Raw genomic sequence first — 20309 nt, 5'->3', positions numbered from 1 at the left:
ATAGGGAGTAGGGGGTAGGGGAATTTCCCCAATCCAAAATCCAAAATCCAAAATCCAAAATCTAAAATCCCACTCCCCACTCCCTATTTCACTTGAATAGGAGCGAGAGCCACACCTCGGTAATAGTAATTCAAAATTTGCAGGTGATTGTATCCGCGTAGTGCTAGATTGTATGCTCCCCACTGGCTCATGCCTATAGCATGACCGAAACCAAGACCTCTTAACGTAAAGCTACCGTTACCATTACTGACGGTAAAACGAGTGCTCTTGAGCTTGAGTGCTGTACGCACATCCTCGCCTCTGAGCACTTTTTCACCTCTATCGCCCACAATTTTTAGGGCTTTCACACTGCCATAAGGCGAAGTGCTCTCAGTCACAATTTGCTTGACATTGCCAACCTCAGGAATTTGAGCGCTAATTTCTGCCGGTGAAAAGGTTTTGACCCAATTGCATTCTCTGATATTTTGGTCAAAGTCAGGAACAGCACGCAGGTATGGCTCATAGCTTCCCCACACATTTTCTACATCCTCGGTGTGACCACCAGAACAAGCGTGAAACACAGAGAGAATAATTCTATTTTTGTGAGTCAGCACCTTCCCTGCTGTTGCATCTACAGCCGCGTAAGTGGTAGGTGATTCACTCACCACGCCTTTGTAAATTTGCCAGCGATCCGGTGTATTACCCAAATCGTAAATGGGATTGTTGCGCTGTCTTCCCCGTTCGTAAAGTGCATAAGTACGGGCGGCGATCGCTTGTGCTTTCAGCGCTTCTATAGGCCATCGGGAGTCCATCTCCCCACCAAGAACGCTGTAAAGATACTCCTCCATAGCAACCCAGTTAACCGCAGTTAACCCTTTTTGTGAAGGAACAACCAGAGTTCTACCTCGATACCAGCGATCTCCGATATAGACATACCCTTTACCGGTAGGCTCAATCCAGAATAAACTAGATTTCCATCTATCCAAAGCAACTCCCCCAGGAACAGCTTGAGCATAGTAAGAACTCAACCCAGGGAGTTGTCCCAAAGTACGACCACTACCATCTTTTACGACAGCAGCCGTAGAACTACCGACATTAACTTGATTAACATCCCGCTTAATGGCGACACGTAGAATCACTGTTGCTTGAGCCGGAGCAACCATCGCTACCCATATCAGGATACCAAGCCACCAATGACGTACTTTAATCTGGGAAAATAAAAAATCTGGGAACAGTTGGAATTTCATGCTAACAATACGATTTACTTTAGTACCTTGGACGCTCGATAAGTGATGATCGTTTTCTCCACTAGGGATTCACTCAATCAAATATAGATGAACCATTCAGTACTAACAACACCTTTTTTGGTCACTGGTCACTGGTCACTAGTCACTGGTCACTGGTCACTGGTCACTGGTCACTGATTACTGTTAGCTGTTGATTGTTCCCCAACAGTTAACGGTTGTGTAACGAACTGATTTAAACCAATACTAGTTAGCAATTCCTTCCAGTCTTCTGCAAGTGTTGCATCGTTAGGATTTTTCTGACGCAATTGTGCTAGTGTCGTCAGTGCTTCATGCCATATTCCATTGTTGGCATAGATAGCAATTTGCTGTATTGCCTCTGCTTTTTGCAGTTGCTCTTTAATGGCTTGACTCAGATTAACTCGTTGTACCACGCCCTCAACAAAAATGGGCGTTTCTTGCTGCTGGCGATCGCAGTAAACATTGAAGAACCAGCGATATTGTTTGTCCACGGCCAGTGGAGGTAGAGGAACGCCAATGACCCCCGCTACATTTGGAAGAGAAATCGCTGTTTTGTAGATTGGAGTTGACTTGTCATCAAGCAACTCAAAATCAGCCGGATAGTTAGAACTCTTATTATAAGGCGTGTAAAACCATAGCATGGGACGTTCTACTGACGTTAAACCCCACACATTTGTAATAGTAGGTTGTGACTCAGTCGCAGGGACGAGGGCAGTCAGCTGCAATTCTACATCTTTTGGACACCCAGTTCGTCTGGCTCCACCAAAACGACGACCTCCTGGAGCTAATGTGTCTTTAGGAAGTGGAGGTAATATCAGCCGCACGGGTTGTCTGCGAGTTCTCGATTTAGACTCAGGCGGAGTAGAATTGGAACGTTCTGTCGCAGTGGGACGAGCAGGTTGTGCAGTTACCCAAGTTGAGCTAACTAGTATACTAAAGCAGCCGAAGGCAACTGCCAAAATGAGTTTTATTAAACCTGAAATTTTTATCATAATTATTTTAGTGATTTCACGAGATTTTAAAAGCAGTGACCAGTGACCAGTGACCAGTAACCAGTAACCAGTGACCAATTATTTCAGAAATCGGGTTTCTTTATCCCAATCCCTACTCCCCACTCCCCACTCCCTACTCCCTACTCCCTACCCCTACTCCCGACTCCCTACTTTTGAACCGACGTAGCCACAACAGTCACAACCAAAACCAACGCAGAAGGCACAAATGGCACCCAGTATCCTTGTATTAACATACCAAAGCAAACAACGTAGAGAGCACCAGAAACAACACCAATAAAAAGCGCCAATTTAGGAAACGAACGAACTCGCCAAGCAAACACTCCTCCTATGACAGACCACCCCAAGATCCACACGACTTCAACCAACGGTGATAAAACTTGCAGTTGCGATCGCCCATCCAAAACCGCACTGATAATTTGACTGACCATATGCGCTTGTACAAACACTCCTGGCATTTCCTCGTCTAACTTACTCCCATAAGGCGTCGCCCAATAATCCGGGTAATCCCCTTTAGCTGCAACCCCAATTAAAACAATTTTGTCTTTAACTGCACTGGGATTAATGGGAGTAGACAGAATTTGTGTCAGCGTCACTTGCTTAGCAATATTCTTTAGGGAACGATAATTCAACAAAATTTGACCGCCATTGGTATCGATACGTTGATAACCGCCAGTGCGAGGTTGCAAAGCAGGAAAAACCGTTTTGCCAAGTTGTAAATCTCCACTTGGTGTAAACTTTGGTTGAATACCTCGGTCCAATAATAAATAACGGAATGCCAGTTGTGTACTAAACGCAAAGGAAGCGGGACATAAGGATATAGCCTCTGGGTCCATGAAAAGCAGATGTCGGCGCACAACTCCATCAGGATCGTGAACAAAATCACTAAATCCCAAGCGTTCTTCTGGAATTTCAGGTGGTGGTTCAATACCGTTTACAGATGAAAATCCATCACTCCCCTTACAAACCCCAACTAAATTTTCGGTTTGCTGAAAACGGGTAATTAAATTTGGGTCTTGAGCTTTAAAATCTCTGTAGAGATCCAAACCAATGGCATGGGGTTGATATTGCTCCAGTTTTTCCAAAAGTTGGTTAAGAGAGCGATCCGAAATGGATTTTCCATCTAAACGTTCGCCATTGCGCCGTTGCTGTGCTATGTCAGCATCTTCAATCGTTACTATCAGCAAGCGATCGTCTGGTTTCTCATTAAAAATAGCAGGACGTACTGCTATCATTTGGTCAAAAGCGCGCAGTTCAAGTCCTTGTAGAAATCCTAAAAACCTCAGCCCGCAAATTAAGGCAGCCACGACTAAAGATGACAAAATTGCTACAGTAATTTTAGGTGAAGCTACGGTTGGAGAAGGAAGTGGTTCTAAGGGTAGTACTTCAACTCTGCCCGTAATCTGCTGCCAAGAGGGAGGTGCTTCTGCTAAATTTTGACAGATCGCGGGTAACCAGGTAGCACAAGGAAATGTATCTTCAAGACCTTGTAACCGTTCTCTTGCTTCTCGCACCGCTAAGTAGAATAGGTCGCCACTGGCAAACCCTTTTAAAAAATACTTTAAAAATTCCTGTGCTACTAAATCTGGAACGGGTTCGCGCATCACAATGATTTGGGGAATTTGCAAATCGGCTAAATCTCGCGCTAATCCCAATCCATCACAGGAGTTAAAAATTGCCAGTTGTAAACCACGTTCCACAGCTTTTCTCAAAGCGTATCTGAGTTCGCTGATAGTCAGGCTATCGGTGGTGTTTAAATATATCCGTCCGGTGCAATCTTTACCATGACTGGAACTGTGACCTGCAAAAAAAAGAATATCCCAACTATTGCCCCAAAGCTGGTCGGTTAATTCTTTACGCTGGGGTTCCACTAAAAAAGTGACATTTGCATCATTAAGTTGTTGTAGTAAATTCAGGTCAGCCTCAGTATTAATCCCCTGACTGTTACCAACAATTGCTAAAATATTAACTTTATCGTTGCGTGTTTTCTTGGAAGCAACTCGCTCGTATGTTGGTGACGCTATAGCTACCTCAGCCTTTGGATATCGCTCTAGTACGTCCCAGAGATGCCAAGGCAAACGCTTTAATTGATAATCTTCTGTTTGTAAAATAACTCGTAACTCATCCGTAGGCAGCAATTTTTCCAGCCATTTCTCTCGGACAGGACGAAACTCCTCAGATTTTAGCCAAGTGTTAAAACGCGATCGCAAAATATGTGCTGTGTTTTGACAATCCTGAGTCACAGACACATTTGTCACTTGTACTTTATCAGCAGATAGACGATAGCGACTGCCCAACTGTCGATAGCTAGCTTGCCAATGATTGTAATACAGTGGCATTTCTGCAGCTGCCGGCAATCTCCCAGCAATTTCAGTTGAGGGACGCTCACCTTCTTCACCAATCTGAAGGGTTACGGAAAACCCTTGCTCAAAGCTACCATCGGCGAATTTTAATACGACTAATTTACACATAACACAGAAGTATTCAGCTTTGTCGTATGAAGTATCAAAACAAGAATCAAGTGAAAAAGATTTTTATCCTTTAGCCTTCATCCTTTATCCTTCTTCCTTCACTCACTAAATCACAAAGTGTTCTGTGACACTAGCATCATTTAATCCTAACTTAACGCTAAATTGTTCTCCCGGTTCGCCCTTAAACTGTAATTGAATGTAATTATCTGCACTTCTCGCTTGAGATTCCAGAAAAATTGCGCCAGACCGATCTAGCACCGTCAATTGCAAACCGGGCATGAGGTAACTGGTGTTACCAGTAGGATGTACTTGAAGACGAACACTCATTTGTGAGTCTGTATCTGGTCTAATTTCCACTATTAACATGACGGGTTGATTGGCAATTTGGATTCCCAAATCGATCAATTTTCCGCGTTTAGTCAGTGAATTGCCTTCTTGCGTGCGGTCAACAATTTCACTGTTCCGAAAAGCATAAGCCGGTCTTAATTCTGGCTGGTTCCATAAAGATTCTAGGGTTTGCCAACTTGTATCGAAGACACCAGTCAACCATTGACTCAGATTTACCAGAGTTTTGGCTGGGGTTTGCCGCAGTTCTCCCAAATGTTCAATCAAATTTTCCAAAGGTTGAAGCTGGCTTAAAGGCAATCGTTCTGTATCAATGCTGGGGACAAAGCCAAGTATATTAGCGAATTGAGAAGATTCATCAACTTGAACAACGATATACCCCACCCGTTCTTCCCAAGTTTCTGGAGGAATGTAACAAATTTGCTCGGCAAGATGTACGGGACGGCACTCCAAACGACCTATTCCAGATATTTCCAGATCGGCAATGTCAGCACAAAAACGTATCACTGGGTTCCAACTGTCACTCTTATTTAAGTTAGTAGAAATCCCCATAAGCTCCAAGTAGTCACGCACCACCCATACACAAAGAGTATTGAGCCGGACTTGTGCGGCTTTTTCAGGAGTCGGTTGCTCGTTCGCAAACTTCTCGGCAGTTCTGCGAGCTGCTAATGTAATAGGCAAAGTCAATGGAATTTTTTCTACTTCATAGATGGTGCGCTTCATAGTTGAATCCCCAGTTAATGAGTGCTGCTAAATACTTATCGCTCCAAGTTACGGATTTTATGCAACAGCTTTGTTAGTAGTTAGTAGTTAGTTGATAGTTGTTAGTGGCTACCAACTACTGTACGGGCGCAATGCCTTGCGCCCCTACTAACTACTAACCACTAACCAATCCCCAATTACAACCAATTCCCAATTAAAACATAAGCAGACCAAAAGCTGGGTTTGTTGAAGTTGGGATGCTTCAACATTTGCAGCTGGGCGCGACGGAGAGCTTCGGCTTTTGAGATGTCGGGATTTTTGAGTTCTCGGTAAAAAGCACCAACGAACTGAGCTGTTGATTCATCATCAATTTGCCATAGAGAAGCTATTGTACTGCGTGCGCCTGCTTTGATAGCAGCCCCTGCAAGACCGAGTGTTGCTCGGTTGTCTCCTGCTGCTGTTTTACAAGCACTTAAAACAAGTAGTTGTACTGCTTCTGGTCTGGTATCATCCCGTTGGCGAAGGATACTCCCAAATTGAGAAACGTCAATTGGTCCATCGGAAGCCAAAATAAAGGTTTTATCAGCACGAGAGCTAAACTCACCATGAGTGGCTAGATGCACGATGCTGAATGAAACATTACTGACTTTGTTTTCTAAAGCTTTGCTCGTAAATTCCCGATCTACCAAGCTCGTAGTTGATACACCTGCTTGGGAAATTAAGTCTAATTCTGTTTTGATGGCGGGCAAACGTGAAAAACGACCAGAATACTCTAGTGGTGGTTCCGTTAGCCCCGCCGTCAGGGCATTTAGATGCTGTCGCACTAGTGGTTTGGGTTCAAAAAGTTGTAAACCCACACTAAGGGCAACGGCGTACTTCTCAATCAAGTACTGCTTACCATCATAGAAAACTGTTGGTGGTATGTTTCGCAAAGCTCCATCTAATACAAAGACTAGGGTATTGACTCCACTTGCTTGTAATTCTGACTCTATGGGTTGGATTAACCAATTATAAACCTGTTGTGACTGTGTTCTGAATGCTTTAATGGCAGATGGTTTGACCAGATTTTGCCGCAACTCACTTAATGTTTTTTCCACTTCTTCTTGGGAAATTTCGCGACCATATACCCGCAGGGGTTGTTTGGGAATTTTTACAATGACTTGGAGTTTGTTTTCGAGAATGATAGGATAGAGAATGGCTGCGGTTGGGTTATCTTGGTCTACAACTTTATCAATCAGCACTCTCTGACCTTGCAAACAAGCTTCCCGAAAGAAGTTATCGAGTTCTGCCAACTGTAGTGCTTCTATACGCTGACGTGCTTTCTCTATAACTTTTCCATCGGGTTGTCCTTGTTGAGATTGCAACAGTAATTCTACTGATTGCCGATAGACAGGTTCTACACTGTCTCGAAAGGTAAACTGGACGTTCTGGTTAACTGCTACAAGATCGCTGCGGAGTGACTGAAGCGTATCTACAGCAGCATCATACGCTGCGATCGCTCCTTTAATATCTCCTTGTGCTTTCAGTAATCTTCCCAACTGCCATTGCCACCGATAAGCAATCTCTGGTGCATTGCTAGTTTGTGCGAGAAATAATGCTTGCTGGGTTAGGTTTTGGGATTCCGACCACTGCTTGGTTTGTTCGTATAAACTTCCCAAACTTCCTAAAGCATAAGCTTCTGCTCGCTTGTCCCCTAAATTGCGGGCTTGTTGGACTGCAGTGGCAAGAATCTCACCAATTTTGGATTTTGGATTTGGGATTTTGGATTGATTGATTTGGGATTTGGGATTTGGGATTTGGGGTTTAGGATTTGGGATTTGGGATTTGGGATTTGGGATTTGGGATTGAGACTGCTCAGAATCCAAAATCGAAAATCTAAAATCCAAAATCGAAAGGCTTTGAGCAAAGTTAATTCGGGCGTAGATAGCAGCACGACTGGGAGGAAGTTGGTCGAGTTGCGATTGAATTGAAGGTATTAAATTTTGGGCATTTGTTATTTGTTTATCTTCTAGAAATAGGTCTAAAAGATTGAGTTGTGCTTGAACTTTTGTGAGTGGTGAAGGAGAAACTTCAACTGTTTTTTTGTAATAATCAACAGCTTTTGGTTTTTGCGGCAAAGCACGGGCGTTGTTTCCCAAACTAAAAAGACTTGCACTAATTTCTTTTGGAGATTGAAGGCGTTGGGCAACTTCCAAGCTTTGTTGTAAGACAACGTTGGATTTGTCTAAATCGCCAACTAGTTGGAGAACATCACCAAGCGATCGCAAACCAACTGCTTTTTCTAAGGTATCTGGTTGCGATCGCAATGTTTCGTTTACTTGAATGAGTAAAGACTCTGCACGGCGGTAAAATCCTTGGGTTCTGAATGCCTGGGCTTGGTTAATGCGCGATCGCATAACACCGCTTTTGTCGTTTGCTTGGTTGTAAAGTTTTTCTGCATTTTGCCAAGTGACTAAAGCTTGCTCTAGTTGTCCCATTCCCAATTGCAAGCGTCCTTGAATATCTAAAGTTTGGGCAAGAATTGGTAAATTTTGGATTTTGGATTTTGGATTTTGGCTGACTCTGTTTTCCGAGTCTTGCTGCGTGTAACCGAGGATATCTAAACTACTAGCGATCGCTTGTTTTGCCTCATTCCATCCACCAAGTTGTTGGTAAGCAAGAGAAAGGTTGCTTAAAGTCGCTGCACGACTGATGGCATCCCCTTGCTGCTGGTACTGTTGTGCTGCTTGCTGCAAGACTTGAACTGCTTCATAATAGCGCCCGTCATCGTATAGTACTTTCCCCTGTCTCAGTAAGGCAATAGGGCTGTGGGGGGAGGGGGGGAGTGTTGCTAGGACAGGGGAACTAAAAATACACAGTAAAGCTGTTACAACAGCTAGAAGAGAATAATAAGTTAAATGGAATTTTTTCATATAAAACTCCTATTTGATTTTTGAAATACACGTAGGGTGGGCAATGCCCACCATTCAATGTTGGTGGGCATTGCCCACCAACAAAAGAATAATGAGTTAAATTGAATTTTTTCATAATATTTTTTTAAAGAAAAGGAATCTTGGACAAATGACAAATGACAAATGACAAATGACTAAAAAGGATTAGCGATGATAGAAAAGTACAAACCATTTTCTTGCAAAGTGTCTTTATTTCCAGAAATTGAAATCAATGGGATGCCCCAGTCTATGCGTGCAGTTAACCAGTCTTCTAATTGCAAGCGTAGCCCAAATCCGACAGAGGCGAGTGTACTTTCTTCTAGTTCAGCATCTGGGCTGGGTCTACCAGAACGGTTCCAAACAGTACCAATATCAACGAAAGGAGTGACTTGTAGAACGCTACCACGCCGGGAGAATCGTACAATGGGAATCCTTACTTCAGCAGAGGCAAAAAAGCCATCATCTGTAAGCAGGGCATCTTGGCGGTAACCTCGAACACTTTCCAAACCACCCAAGCCAAATTGTTCAAATGGAACCAGGGGTCGATCTGCTACTTGCAAATCTCCTCTTAAGAGGAAGAGAGTATCGGGCGCTAACAGTCGCACCCACTGCGCTTGTCCTCTCCAAGCAAAGAAACTATTGGAATCGAAAGCATCAAGTCCCAAACTGAACTGAGAGCGCACAGCAAATACCTGTTGGCTGCTGCGTTGAGTCCATTCTTGGAAAAAACGTAAGGCGGTGACTTTAGTTTCGCCCTCTTCATTGGTACCAAATGCGGGAAAGGGAATTTCTTCACTATTTGGTGGATTTAGGCTGGCTTTACTTTCGCGGCGAGTTGCTGTTAGACCTAGTGCAAGTTCGCGAGTTGGAGTTTGAATGATGGGTTGGCGTAGGGTTAATTCGTAGTAGCGTGAATTGGATTGAATGTCAAGGAAATTAAAGGGTTCTTCAATGACATTGCTATCAGAAATACCAAAGTTAAACGAAATAGTTCCATTCCGAGCATTGATGGGAAAACTATAGCCAAAGTCAAAGGCATTGCTACCATCGGTATTGGTATAGATAGCGCTAATGCTATCACCAAATCCAAAAAGGTTGGCTTCGCTGACTTGAATTTGACGGCGAAAACTACCAACAGCCGGAGAGCGTCCGTTATCCAAAACAAACTGAACGTTAAAGGTATCTGCTTCCTTCACCCGTACTTCTAACAAACTCACTCCTGGACGCGAACCTGCTGATAGTTCGGCTGACAAGTTATCAATTAAAGGATTGAGTTGTAATAATTGTAGTGATTGGAGCAAGCGATCGCGATTGAGGGGTTTCTTTGTAGCTATAGCAAGTCGGCTTCGCACATAGCCCGTTCTCAATCTGCGGGTACCAGTCACTTTGATATCTTCCAATGCACCTTCTACGACCCGAATTTCTACGACACCAGCTTGAAGCTTTTGAGTGGGAATGTACGCTCCTGATGTTATATAACCTTTTTTAACATAGAGTTCAGTAATTGCTGCACGTGCTTGGAAGAGTTCGGCTAGGGTTATGGGTCGATTTGTATAGTCTTTGAGAACTTCTGCAAATTCTTCTTGACTAAAGACTGTGCTACCTGTTACTTGAAATTCTTTAACATTGATAGTTTGAGGAACATCTCCTGGAGTTGTATTGGGAGTTCTCGGTGTTGTTTCCGGTGGAAGTAACTCTTCCGGAGGCGGTAAGCGGAAAGGTGGTTCTGGTGCTGGTGCTGGTGGCGGTGCTTCTTCTAAAGGGGGCGTAGAGGGGGGTTCAATTTGCCCAGGTGGGATTCCAGGTTGCTGTGGTGTGGGGACTTGGGCGGTAATCTCCTCATGAAAAGGAGAAAACATAGTCGATTCAGATAAGCTTAGTTCAGAAACCCGGTTTCTTAGAGAAACTGGGTTTCTTTGTCCCCAGTTTCCCTTAACCGAAGAACTGTATTGGAACATCGCCTCCTGTTTTAAAGGGGATTGAGGGGAACTTGCAGAAGCAGCAAATATCAAATCAGAAGCACTGTTCGTTTGATTTTGTATTTGTGCCATATTAGCAACTTGCGCTTGTACTGATTTTATTAACAAAGTGCAAGAAATTGCCACTGAACTTAAGCAACAGCAGTACTGATAGATGCTTAATCTTTGGCGGAAGTTACGGAGCATGACAGAATAGTGATAGGGGAACAGAAGATGAATTCACGGATATTGCTTGAGCAACAAGGATAACATCACGGTATTTATCGACAATCCATCCCTGTGCTTCGACAATTTTATGGGAATCAGGGTTTTTTAGGAAAGAATAGTAGCGATTATTGCTTGTTTGTAACGATTCCGTTGAACTTAAAAGAGTTCCCATAGCTGGATCGCGCTCGATCCAATTTGCGTTCGCATGGCAGCGCCGCCGTACCCGGCTTATCGCGAAGCGCAAGCTGTACCCAGCTTATCGTTGCTTCTTCTGTCAATGGACGTAGGGTTGGCAATGTTACCAACATTGAATGGTGAGCTTTAGCCCTAACAAAGAATTTTGTGATAAATACGAAATAATGGGAGGCAGTTTAGCACAATTTGTGACAACTTTTTTCACCCTCCCATCTTAATTTAAACTTAGTAAGTAGTACACGTCACCCAAGTGGGTGAAGTCTTTAAATCAACGTATTCAAATGTTGTATTAATTGTGGTGCTTGTACGACACCTTCAATCCGATCCACAGGCTGACCTTGCTTAAACACCATAAGTGTTGGTAAAGCTTCAATCCGATATTGTGTTGCCAACTGAGGATATTTTTCAGTATCAATTTTTACAACTCTGATACGCCCTTGGAGCTGGGCATTGACTTGCTCTAGAATCGGACTCATCATGTGACAAGGACCGCACCAATCAGCGTAAAAATCCACTAAGACAGGAACATCAGAACCAGACAGCATCTCTTCAAAACTGTTGAATTGCTTTTTGGTAGTCATGTAATACCCACCAATTTTTGATAGTTTTATTTTTCAATAGTAATCTTTGCTAGCAGCTATCCGCCCAGTCTCAACGATTGTTTTTATTCTTGCACTCGGATAGCCCTATTATGTATAGCGCGAGAATAATGAAGGGGAATGCTTAATGGACTTATTGCCAGAAAATTTGCTTTGTTTACGCGGACAAGTCGCAATTGTAACAGGTGCTTCACGAGGAATTGGACGTGCGATCGCACTCGAATTAGCGAAACTGGGCGCGAATGTAGTGGTCAACTATGCCAGTTCCAGCAATGCAGCTGACGAAGTTGTCAAGACAATTACCGATGCTGGAGGACATGCGATCGCACTACAAGCAGACGTGAGCAAAGCCGACCAAGTGGAAGCCTTAGTCAACACGGTCATGGAGAAGCTCAGCCGAGTTGATATTTTAGTCAATAATGCGGGTATAAATCGCGACAATTTACTTCTACGCATGAAGCCAGAAGATTGGCAAGCCGTAATCGATCTCAACCTCACGGGCGTTTTTCTCTGTACTCGCGCCATTAGTAAAATTATGCTCAAGCAACGTTCTGGGCGAATCATCAACATTACCTCCGTTGCAGGGCAAATCGGTAATCCCGGACAAGCCAATTACAGTGCAGCCAAAGCAGGAGTTATTGGCTTTACCAAAGCAGTTGCTAAGGAATTTGCCTCTCGCGGTATTACCGTCAACGGAGTTGCTCCAGGCTTTATTGCCACAGATATGACAAGCGAACTGAAATCTGAAGAAATTCTTAAATTTATTCCCCTAAGCCGTTACGGTCAACCAGAAGAAGTTGCTGGAATGGTGCGCTTCCTAGCCGCCGATCCAGCAGCAGCGTATATTACCGGACAAATTTTTAACGTCGATGGCGGAATGGTAATGTAGTGGGGGAGTAGGGAGTAGGGAGTAGGGAGTAGGGGCAAATTCCCCATTCCCCATTCCCCACTCCCCACTCCCCAGTTCCTATGCTGTTCGTATTTTTTGCAAAACAACGAAACCTAAGAGAGAGATGATGCCAATCGTAGTTGCAAACATCTGTACTAAGCTCATATTTTGCAATCTCATGGCTAGCAAATTGCAAATCAAAGCAATTGACCAAAGAGTCAGTGCAGCATGACGTTGAGATAGACCCCAAGCAAGCAGGCGGTGATGAAGGTGGTCTTTCCCAGGAGTACTAAGAGGATTTTTACCTGCCATTAAGCGTCGGATAAACACTTGAGTCGTGTCTAGCACTGGCAGTAGTAGAAATAAAACTGGAGCTACTAACGAGACCGCTGTGGGGGCTTGTAAGTTCCCTAAAATACCAGTAGCTGCTAGTACATAGCCGAAAAAGTAAGCTCCAGCATCACCCATAATAATGCGTGAGGGGTGGAAATTATGACGTAGGAAGCCTAGTGCTGCTCCTCCCAATGCTGCCAAAACTAATGTTGCGGCGGCACGGTTGGGAACTTGGGCTGAAACAGCTAGTAAACTCATGGCAGAGATAAAACTGACTCCTCCTGCCAAACCATCCATACCATCCATTAAGTTAATGGCATTGGTGATTCCTACCACCCACAGTACTGTTAGTAATATCGATAGTATATAGTCGAATGGGGTGCCAAAAGAAACATTCATAGTGATCCTGTTGGCAACCAATAACAGAGCTGTCAGTATTTGAATTAATAAGCGAAAAAGAGGGGGTAAACCGAACTGGTCGTCGATAAAGCCTACAAGTACTAAGATCGAACCACCTAGTAAAATAGTGAGTACCTGAGCCAGTACTCTTTCCAATTCAATGGGTCGTAAGAGGCTAGCAAGTACCACTGCAGCAATCACTCCCGCGTAAATAGCCAAACCTCCTGCATTGGGAAGAGGTTCGCGGTTAATCCGCCGTGCATTTGGTTGGTCAGCCCATCCAACTTTCAAGGCAAACTTACGGACTGAGGGAATCATGCGCCAAGTAACTGCATAAGCTAAGAGAAATGTAAAAACTACTGCCAACCAGCCGGAACCACTGGGGTCAGCAATACCTAGGGAACGAAGGGCGTTGTATATCTTCATGTTTTGCCATTAAGTTTGCCTGCTTGTTGTGATTAGTCATTTGTCATTTGTCATTTGTCATCGAAAATTTGGGTAGAAACCCCGTCCTTCTAGGACGGCTTTGCATTTTGTTTTTGTGAACCATTACCGCCTTGGAGAGATTGATATCTGGTAGTTTTGCATTCTACTTTCGTTCGGGCAGTTACGAACTGGTATCGCTCTCTCTGTACGCATAATGGGTTTGCTCTTGCGAGCCTTCCTTTGCAGGAGTAATGTGAGCCTCGACTTTGTTTACATCCGGTACTTTCCAAACAACACTAGCTTTAAACCGTTATGCTTGTTTAATTGCTTGGTTTCAGTGCTACGAACTGGCTACGCATCCGTAGGTGAGAGCTTTAACACTTAATGTAAACCCAGTAGTAAACTACTGATAGTCTGGTAAGCTCGGCTTCAATCAGAACGAGTCTGGCTGAAGCCTCCGGTCTTAAGCCGGAGGTTGCTTACTGGATTGGAGGTTAGAGGACAATGGTCACTGGTCACTGGTCACTGGTCAGGTGATTCCCAAGCTCCTACATATTAATCAATTTTTTCCAAACAATCCGCAGTCTTTGCCTAGGAAAAATTAGCACTCTTGTCTTCTGAGTGCTAAATTGTAAAATAGGACGTGCTAGAGAACTAAACATGGCGAAAATTGTTTCATTTAACGAGGAATCTCGGCGGGCGTTAGAACGAGGTATCAACGCTCTAGCTGATGCCGTGAAAATTACTTTGGGACCGAAGGGTCGTAACGTTCTGTTAGAGAAGAAATTCGGCGCACCTCAGATTGTCAATGATGGTATCACCGTTGCTAAAGAAATTGAACTAGAAGATCCCCTAGAAAATACTGGTGCAAGACTTGTCCAGGAAGTAGCATCAAAAACTAAAGATGTTGCTGGGGATGGGACTACAACTGCAACTGTATTGGCGCAGGCGATGGTCAGGGAAGGTTTGAGGAACGTTGCAGCGGGTACTAATCCTATTTCCCTAAAGCGGGGAATTGACAAAACTGTTGAGATGTTGGTACAAGAAATTGCAAAAGTGGCAAAACCAGTGGAAGGGGCTGCGATCGCACAAGTGGCTGCAGTTTCGGCTGGTAACGACGATGAAGTCGGTAATATGCTAGCTGAGGCAATGGAAAAAGTCACCAAAGATGGTGTAATTACCGTTGAAGAATCGAAGTCTCTGACAACAGAACTAGAAGTTGTTGAAGGGATGCAGATAGACAGGGGTTACATCTCTCCCTACTTCATTACCAACAACGAGCGGATGACGGTAGAGTTTGAAAATGCTCGCATCCTGATTACTGATAAAAAAATCAGCACCATTCAGGATTTAATTCCTGTTTTGGAAAAAGTAGCTCGTTTGGGTCAACCTTTGTTGGTAATTGCGGAAGATATAGAAGGGGAAGCTTTGGCAACTTTGGTGGTTAACAAAGCACGCGGTGTACTGACTGTTTGCGCTATCAAAGCTCCTGGGTTTGGCGATCGCCGTAAAGCTATGTTACAGGATATTGCCATTCTCACCAACGGACAGTTGATTTCCGAAGAAATCGGTTTAACTTTAGATGCCGCTTCTTTGGAAATGCTGGGAACTGCTCGTAAAATCACAATTGATAAAGAAAACACAACCATCGTTGCTGCAGGTGACAACACCAAAGCAGACGTGCAAAAGAGAATTGGTCAAATTCGCAAACAACTAGAAGAAACCGATTCAGACTACGATAGAGAAAAATTGCAAGAGCGCATCGCCAAACTTGCTGGTGGTGTTGCGGTTATTAAAGTAGGTGCGGCAACAGAAACCGAACTGAAAGACCGCAAACTCAGAATTGATGACGCTCTTAACGCTACCCAAGCGGCTGTGGAAGAAGGTATCGTTCCCGGTGGTGGAACAACCCTGATTCACTTATCCAAGAAAGTAGCAGAGTTTAAAGACAGCCTCAGTGACGAAGAAAAGATTGGTGCTGATATTGTAGCGCGATCGCTCGAAGCACCCCTACGTCAAATTGCAGACAACGCAGGCGTTGAAGGTTCCGTCGTTGTTGAAAGAGTACGGGAAACCGATTTCAACATTGGCTACAACGCAGCCACCGGGGAATTTGAAGACTTAATTGCTGCGGGAATTATCGACCCTGCAAAAGTTGTACGTTCAGCGTTGCAAAATGCTGCTTCTATTGCAGGAATGGTCTTAACAACCGAAGCACTCGTCGTTGAAAAACCCGAGAAAAAACCACCAGCCGGTGCGCCTGACATGGGCGGTATGGGCGGTATGGGCGGTATGGGCGGCATGGGCGGCATGGGCGGCATGGGAATGATGTAATCCTTTTTACACCATACCTTAGGGTGGGCATTGCCCACCTTTTTTATAGACGCAGTGCCAATGACCACACGGAAGTATCTACAACAACTTTCATGACTGCCGTTGCTGTTTGTAATCATAATCCGCATCATAGTCAATTGTCCCAAACAACTCAAGTACTTTTAGCTGCTTGTGACGTTGTACGTACTCCCGTAATGCAACTTCTACGACATCACGTTCTGTCTGTTGATTTCCAACATTTAGAACTTCTTGGATAAGAGCTTCGTCGATTGGGATATTAATAGTCATGCGATCGGTTGGACAAACGTATACCTCTAACCACAATTTTGTCATGCATAGCTAATTATGGTAAATACGTAACTGTAAAACTGATGCCGTTTACACCAATGGGACGAAACCTTGCGGAATGATATGATTGTGGATAACTCACCCATCATAACAACTTCTGGGATGTGTTAATCAAAGACAATATTTCTTCATATGTTACAAAATGTAAAATTAAGAGATTTCATTCGTAGTTGCGCTTTAGCGCATGCATCGCCACTACGAACTAGCAATGCTTATTTATGTGGCAAGTTACAACTTAATATATTACATCTTGTGGGGCGGGCGTCCTCGCCCGCGCTCTTGTCTAGAACGGGCGAGGACGCCCGTACCACAAGAGCATAATATGGTTCATTTACTTGAAAACTGCTGTAATTGATTTCCTTTACAAGGTTAGCCTTGTAGATATTTCACAACATTATTTTCAAGGACTCAATTCTATGGTTTCCACCACACAACCATCTTCAAATGTCACAGAAACTTCTGTAAGCAGTAAACATCAAGGAATGGGTAGTACTGTTTACGATCGCGGTACGGCTTTTAGAGTATGGGCACCATTTGCCAAAAAAGTCCATGTAGCCCTATACGAACAGGAAAATCAGGATAATGATAAGCCGCAACAACTTATAGAACTCGCTTCTGAGAAAAATGGTTACTGGTCAGGTGATGTAGAAGATATTAAACCGGGACAACTTTATAGATATCGCATCGTTAATCGAGATTCAGAAGAAGTCCTTTGGAAAATAGATCCTTATGCCAAAGATGTAACGAGTTCAGTTGGTAAAGGAATTGTCAGCCGATCTGATTTTGAATGGACTGATGAGAATTTTCGGATGTCTGATTTCAACTCGCTTATCATCTATGAGTTGCACTTAGGTACATTTAATGATACGCCTCAAGGAGAACCAGGAGATTTAAAAAAAGCAGTTGAGAGAGTGCCATATTTGCGAGATTTGGGAATTAACTGCATTAATATTATGCCCACAGGTGAATTTGCCGCTAATTTTTCCTGGGGATATAACACTGCTTTTCCATTTGCTCTAGAGTCTACCTACGGTCATTTAGATGACTTTAAAAATTTTGTGAATGCGGCTCACAATTGTAGTATTGCTGTCATCATTGACTGCGTATACAACCATTTTGGCCCTAGCGATCTACAAGATGGAATGTGGCGCTTCGATGGATGGAGTTTAGATAACTGGGGAGGTGTCTATTTTTACAACGATGGACGTGCCATAACGCCTTGGGGAAATACGAAACCAGATTATGGCAGACCGGAAGTGCGTCAGTTTCTCCGAGATAATGCCATGTTTTGGCTGGGAGAATGCCACTGTGATGGGTTGAGAATAGATAGCACCTGTAACATTTGGGGGTTTGACAATGGTAAAGGCTGGAACAATGATGGTTTTAATCTGTTGCGTTGGATTAGCGATGAGATCGACTACTTTTTCAAATACCCCAGACACAAAATTTTGATTGCTGAAGATTGGCATAACGACGGGTGGTTAACTAAACCTACCCCTGCGTGGGGTGCAGGAATGAATGCTGAATGGCACTGGTTTATTCACAAAGTCAGACACGAATTGGAAAATCCCTTGGATGAGTATCGGAACATGAATGAGATTGCCAGTGCACTTTACGGTCGTTTCAATGGCGATGCCTTTAAGCGAGTAATTTATATAGAATCCCATGATGAAACTGCCAATGGAAAAACTCGACTCAACAGGCAAATAGATCCTAAGAACCCCGAATCATGGGTTGCTAAAAAGCGGTCCACTTTGGGGACTGCCATTGTTCTCACCGCACCTGGAATTCCAATGATTTGGCAAGGTCAAGAGTTTCTAGAAGTGGATCATTTTCGTGATGACGATCCTTTGGACTGGGATAGACTGCAGCGCTTTGCTGGTATTCACGACCTCTACCAACGTCTTTGTCAATTGCGCCGCAACTGGGATAATAATACTCGCGGTTTGAGAGGACAGCATATCAACTGCCATGTGGTTGATAACTTAAATAAAGTCACTGCTTACCATCGTTGGGATGGAGGTGGTCCTGGTGATGACGTTATTGTCATTTTGAATTTTTCCAACCGCTATTGGAATTCTTACCGAGTGGGGTTACCTCGGTTGGGGACTTGGTGGTGTCGCTTCTCAAGCGATTGGAATGGGTATAGTAGCGATTTCAGTAATTTTGGCGGACATACTGTTAGTGGCGAGTCTTCTCCTAAAGATGGAATGGCATACAGCGCTGGTTTTGCGATCGCTCCTTACAGTGCTCTGATTTATTCTCAATGAGAAAAAATTAAATTGTTAAATTTTCCTTTGCCCACAAAGCAGCTTGCGTCCGATCTCTCAAACCCAACCGTCCCAGAATTTGAGTCACGTAATTCTTCACCGTCCCTTCAGTGAGAAATAGCGTTTTGGCAATTTCCCGATTGCTTTTGCCTTGAGCAATTAAAGTCAAAACTTCTAATTCGCGATCGCTCAAACGAGACTGTACTGTATTTTGCTTACCAACAGTTGGGGGACGTAACTGAGCAAAGACTTTTGACGCAATTGTGGGTCCGAGTTGACAATGTCCTTGATGAAGAGTACGAATTGCTGCAGCTAACTGTGCTGAGGGGGTACTTTTCAGAAGATAACCGAGTGCGCCTGCTTGTAGTGATTCCCAAATATATTCATCTTCATCAAAAGTTGTGAGCACAAGAATTCTTATCCAAGGACAACGCTGGTGAATTTCGCGAGTTGCAACCACACCATCACAGATGGGCATTCTTACGTCCATAAGAATGACATCTGGTTGTAAAGTTTCACTAAGAGCAATAGCTTCATTTCCATGACTCGCTTGTCCGATAATTTCCAAATCCTCTTCTAGCGACAGTAAAGACGCTAATCCTTGGCGAAAAAGTGGTTGATCATCTACAAGCAACACTCGAATCATTTTAATGATTTTGGATTTTAGATTTTGGATTTTGGATTTTAGATTTTGAATTTTGGATTGGGCTATGGAGAAATATTAATCACTAATTCCCAATACTCAATTCCCAATGCCCAATCCCCATCATATTGGAATCATGACGTAAATCTGAGTTCCTGAATTGAGAGAGCTGTTTATTTTGATTTCTCCTCCCAAAATGTGGACTCGCTCTCTCATTCCCCTCAGCCCAAAGCCACTATGTGGGGCGCTAACCTCAAATCCTTGTCCATTATCAGTCAGTTCTATGATAATCTCACTGGATGTTTGGTAACCTTTGAGACTAACAAAACTTGCTGAGGCGTGTTTTTGAATGTTAGTAAGACCTTCTTGAACTATACAGTAGAGTTGGTGGCTAGTTTGAACAGGTAATTGTGGAAGTTTTACATCTAGATGGATAACAAATGATTGATTTCTGCCTACGTGTTCTACTAAAGTACTCAATGCTTCATTCAAATTAAAGTTAGACTGTCGCATTGTTTGTACAGACCGTCTCACTTCGCTTAAACACTGATTGGCTAATTGTTTGGCAATATCCAAAGATCTAGCAGATTGAATGGGATCGCGTTGGTAAAGTTTTTGCGCTAATTCTAATTGTACATCTAAGGTTGTCAGAGAATGCCCTAAAGAATCATGAATTTCACGAGCAATGCGCGTTCTTTCCAAAGTGGCAGCTAAGGTCTCTACTTGTTTGGTTAAAATCTCTGCTTTTTGTCTGCTTTTTTGCTCTGCAATAACTACAAATGAAAGTAACAGCACAAAAGTACTCGCTGCTAAGTAACTACCTGTATCATTGATAATTTCTTTAGTAATGTTGAATTTAGTATCATATAATTCAGTCATTTTTTGAGCAAGATGAGAACGTTTAAACTCTAGCTTGGGAGGTAAACTCCAAACTATAAGTAAGTTCCAAATTATTCCTGATATAATAACAATTATAACAATAAGT

The 20309-nt window shown here is 43.4% G+C and carries 15 protein-coding genes; 3 read left to right on the top strand and 12 right to left on the bottom strand.

The features are described from left to right. Positions 1–83: 83 nt before the first annotated feature. From WA1_RS15930 to trxA, 8 genes are all read right to left on the bottom strand, one after another. Positions 84–1226 carry a SpoIID/LytB domain-containing protein gene (locus tag WA1_RS15930; protein WP_017746430.1) on the bottom strand — a complete coding sequence of 381 codons (1143 nt, stop codon included), beginning with the start codon at positions 1224–1226 and terminating at the stop codon, positions 84–86. Between the two features lie 170 nt (positions 1227–1396). Continuing rightward, on the bottom strand, positions 1397–2236 hold the full coding sequence (locus WA1_RS15925; protein WP_272819152.1) for a DUF928 domain-containing protein: 840 nt from the start codon (positions 2234–2236) through the stop codon (positions 1397–1399). Between the two features lie 167 nt (positions 2237–2403). Then, on the bottom strand, positions 2404–4725 hold the full coding sequence (locus WA1_RS15920; RefSeq protein ID WP_017746428.1) for a CHASE2 domain-containing protein: 2322 nt from the start codon (positions 4723–4725) through the stop codon (positions 2404–2406). Between the two features lie 105 nt (positions 4726–4830). Beyond that, complete coding sequence (locus WA1_RS15915) at positions 4831–5793, bottom strand: DUF1822 family protein (RefSeq protein WP_017746427.1); 963 nt, start codon at positions 5791–5793, stop codon at positions 4831–4833. A 176-nt stretch (positions 5794–5969) separates the two neighbouring features. Then, complete coding sequence (locus WA1_RS15910) at positions 5970–8684, bottom strand: CHAT domain-containing protein (protein WP_017746426.1); 2715 nt, start codon at positions 8682–8684, stop codon at positions 5970–5972. Positions 8685–8857: 173 nt separating this feature from the next. Beyond that, entirely contained in the window at positions 8858–10753 is a 1896-nt protein-coding gene (locus WA1_RS15905; protein ID WP_272819151.1) for a ShlB/FhaC/HecB family hemolysin secretion/activation protein, read from the bottom strand. Between the two features lie 103 nt (positions 10754–10856). Beyond that, positions 10857–11060 (bottom strand): hypothetical protein, encoded by a 204-nt coding sequence (locus WA1_RS55020; RefSeq protein ID WP_148662696.1) that lies wholly within the window; start codon positions 11058–11060, stop codon positions 10857–10859. A 286-nt stretch (positions 11061–11346) separates the two neighbouring features. Further along, positions 11347–11664: a thioredoxin gene (gene trxA / locus WA1_RS15900; RefSeq protein ID WP_017746424.1), complete on the bottom strand. Its 318-nt coding sequence runs from the start codon at positions 11662–11664 to the stop codon at positions 11347–11349. Between the two features lie 145 nt (positions 11665–11809). On the opposite strand from trxA, the gene fabG reads away from it, so the two are divergent. Then, positions 11810–12571, top strand: a complete 762-nt coding sequence (fabG, locus tag WA1_RS15895; protein WP_017746423.1) for a 3-oxoacyl-[acyl-carrier-protein] reductase — start codon at positions 11810–11812, stop codon at positions 12569–12571. A gap of 78 nt (positions 12572–12649) precedes the next feature. On the opposite strand, the gene WA1_RS15890 is transcribed toward fabG, so the two are convergent. Further along, positions 12650–13729: an MraY family glycosyltransferase gene (locus WA1_RS15890; RefSeq protein WP_017746422.1), complete on the bottom strand. Its 1080-nt coding sequence runs from the start codon at positions 13727–13729 to the stop codon at positions 12650–12652. Positions 13730–14389: 660 nt separating this feature from the next. On the opposite strand from WA1_RS15890, the gene groL reads away from it, so the two are divergent. Next, a complete protein-coding gene (gene groL / locus WA1_RS15885; protein WP_017746421.1) occupies positions 14390–16063 on the top strand; it encodes a chaperonin GroEL in 1674 nt (557 codons plus the stop codon). Between the two features lie 90 nt (positions 16064–16153). Here groL and WA1_RS15880 read toward each other — a convergent pair whose 3' ends face one another. Next, complete coding sequence (locus tag WA1_RS15880) at positions 16154–16396, bottom strand: type II toxin-antitoxin system VapB family antitoxin (protein ID WP_017746420.1); 243 nt, start codon at positions 16394–16396, stop codon at positions 16154–16156. A gap of 431 nt (positions 16397–16827) precedes the next feature. On the opposite strand from WA1_RS15880, the gene WA1_RS15875 reads away from it, so the two are divergent. Continuing rightward, positions 16828–18681 (top strand): alpha-amylase family glycosyl hydrolase, encoded by a 1854-nt coding sequence (locus tag WA1_RS15875; protein ID WP_066613375.1) that lies wholly within the window; start codon positions 16828–16830, stop codon positions 18679–18681. Positions 18682–18688: 7 nt separating this feature from the next. On the opposite strand, the gene WA1_RS15870 is transcribed toward WA1_RS15875, so the two are convergent. After that, on the bottom strand, positions 18689–19327 hold the full coding sequence (locus tag WA1_RS15870) for a response regulator (protein WP_017746418.1): 639 nt from the start codon (positions 19325–19327) through the stop codon (positions 18689–18691). Positions 19328–19447: 120 nt separating this feature from the next. After that, the gene (locus tag WA1_RS59820) at positions 19448–20203 is read right to left on the bottom strand and encodes a sensor histidine kinase (RefSeq protein WP_272819150.1); all 756 of its coding nucleotides are present in this window, start codon (positions 20201–20203) and stop codon (positions 19448–19450) included. Positions 20204–20309 lie beyond the last annotated feature (106 nt).

The organism is Scytonema hofmannii PCC 7110 (assembly GCF_000346485.2).
Classification (GTDB): Bacteria; Cyanobacteriota; Cyanobacteriia; order Cyanobacteriales; family Nostocaceae; genus Scytonema; species Scytonema hofmannii.
This window is presented reverse-complemented; position numbering and strand designations above follow the sequence as displayed.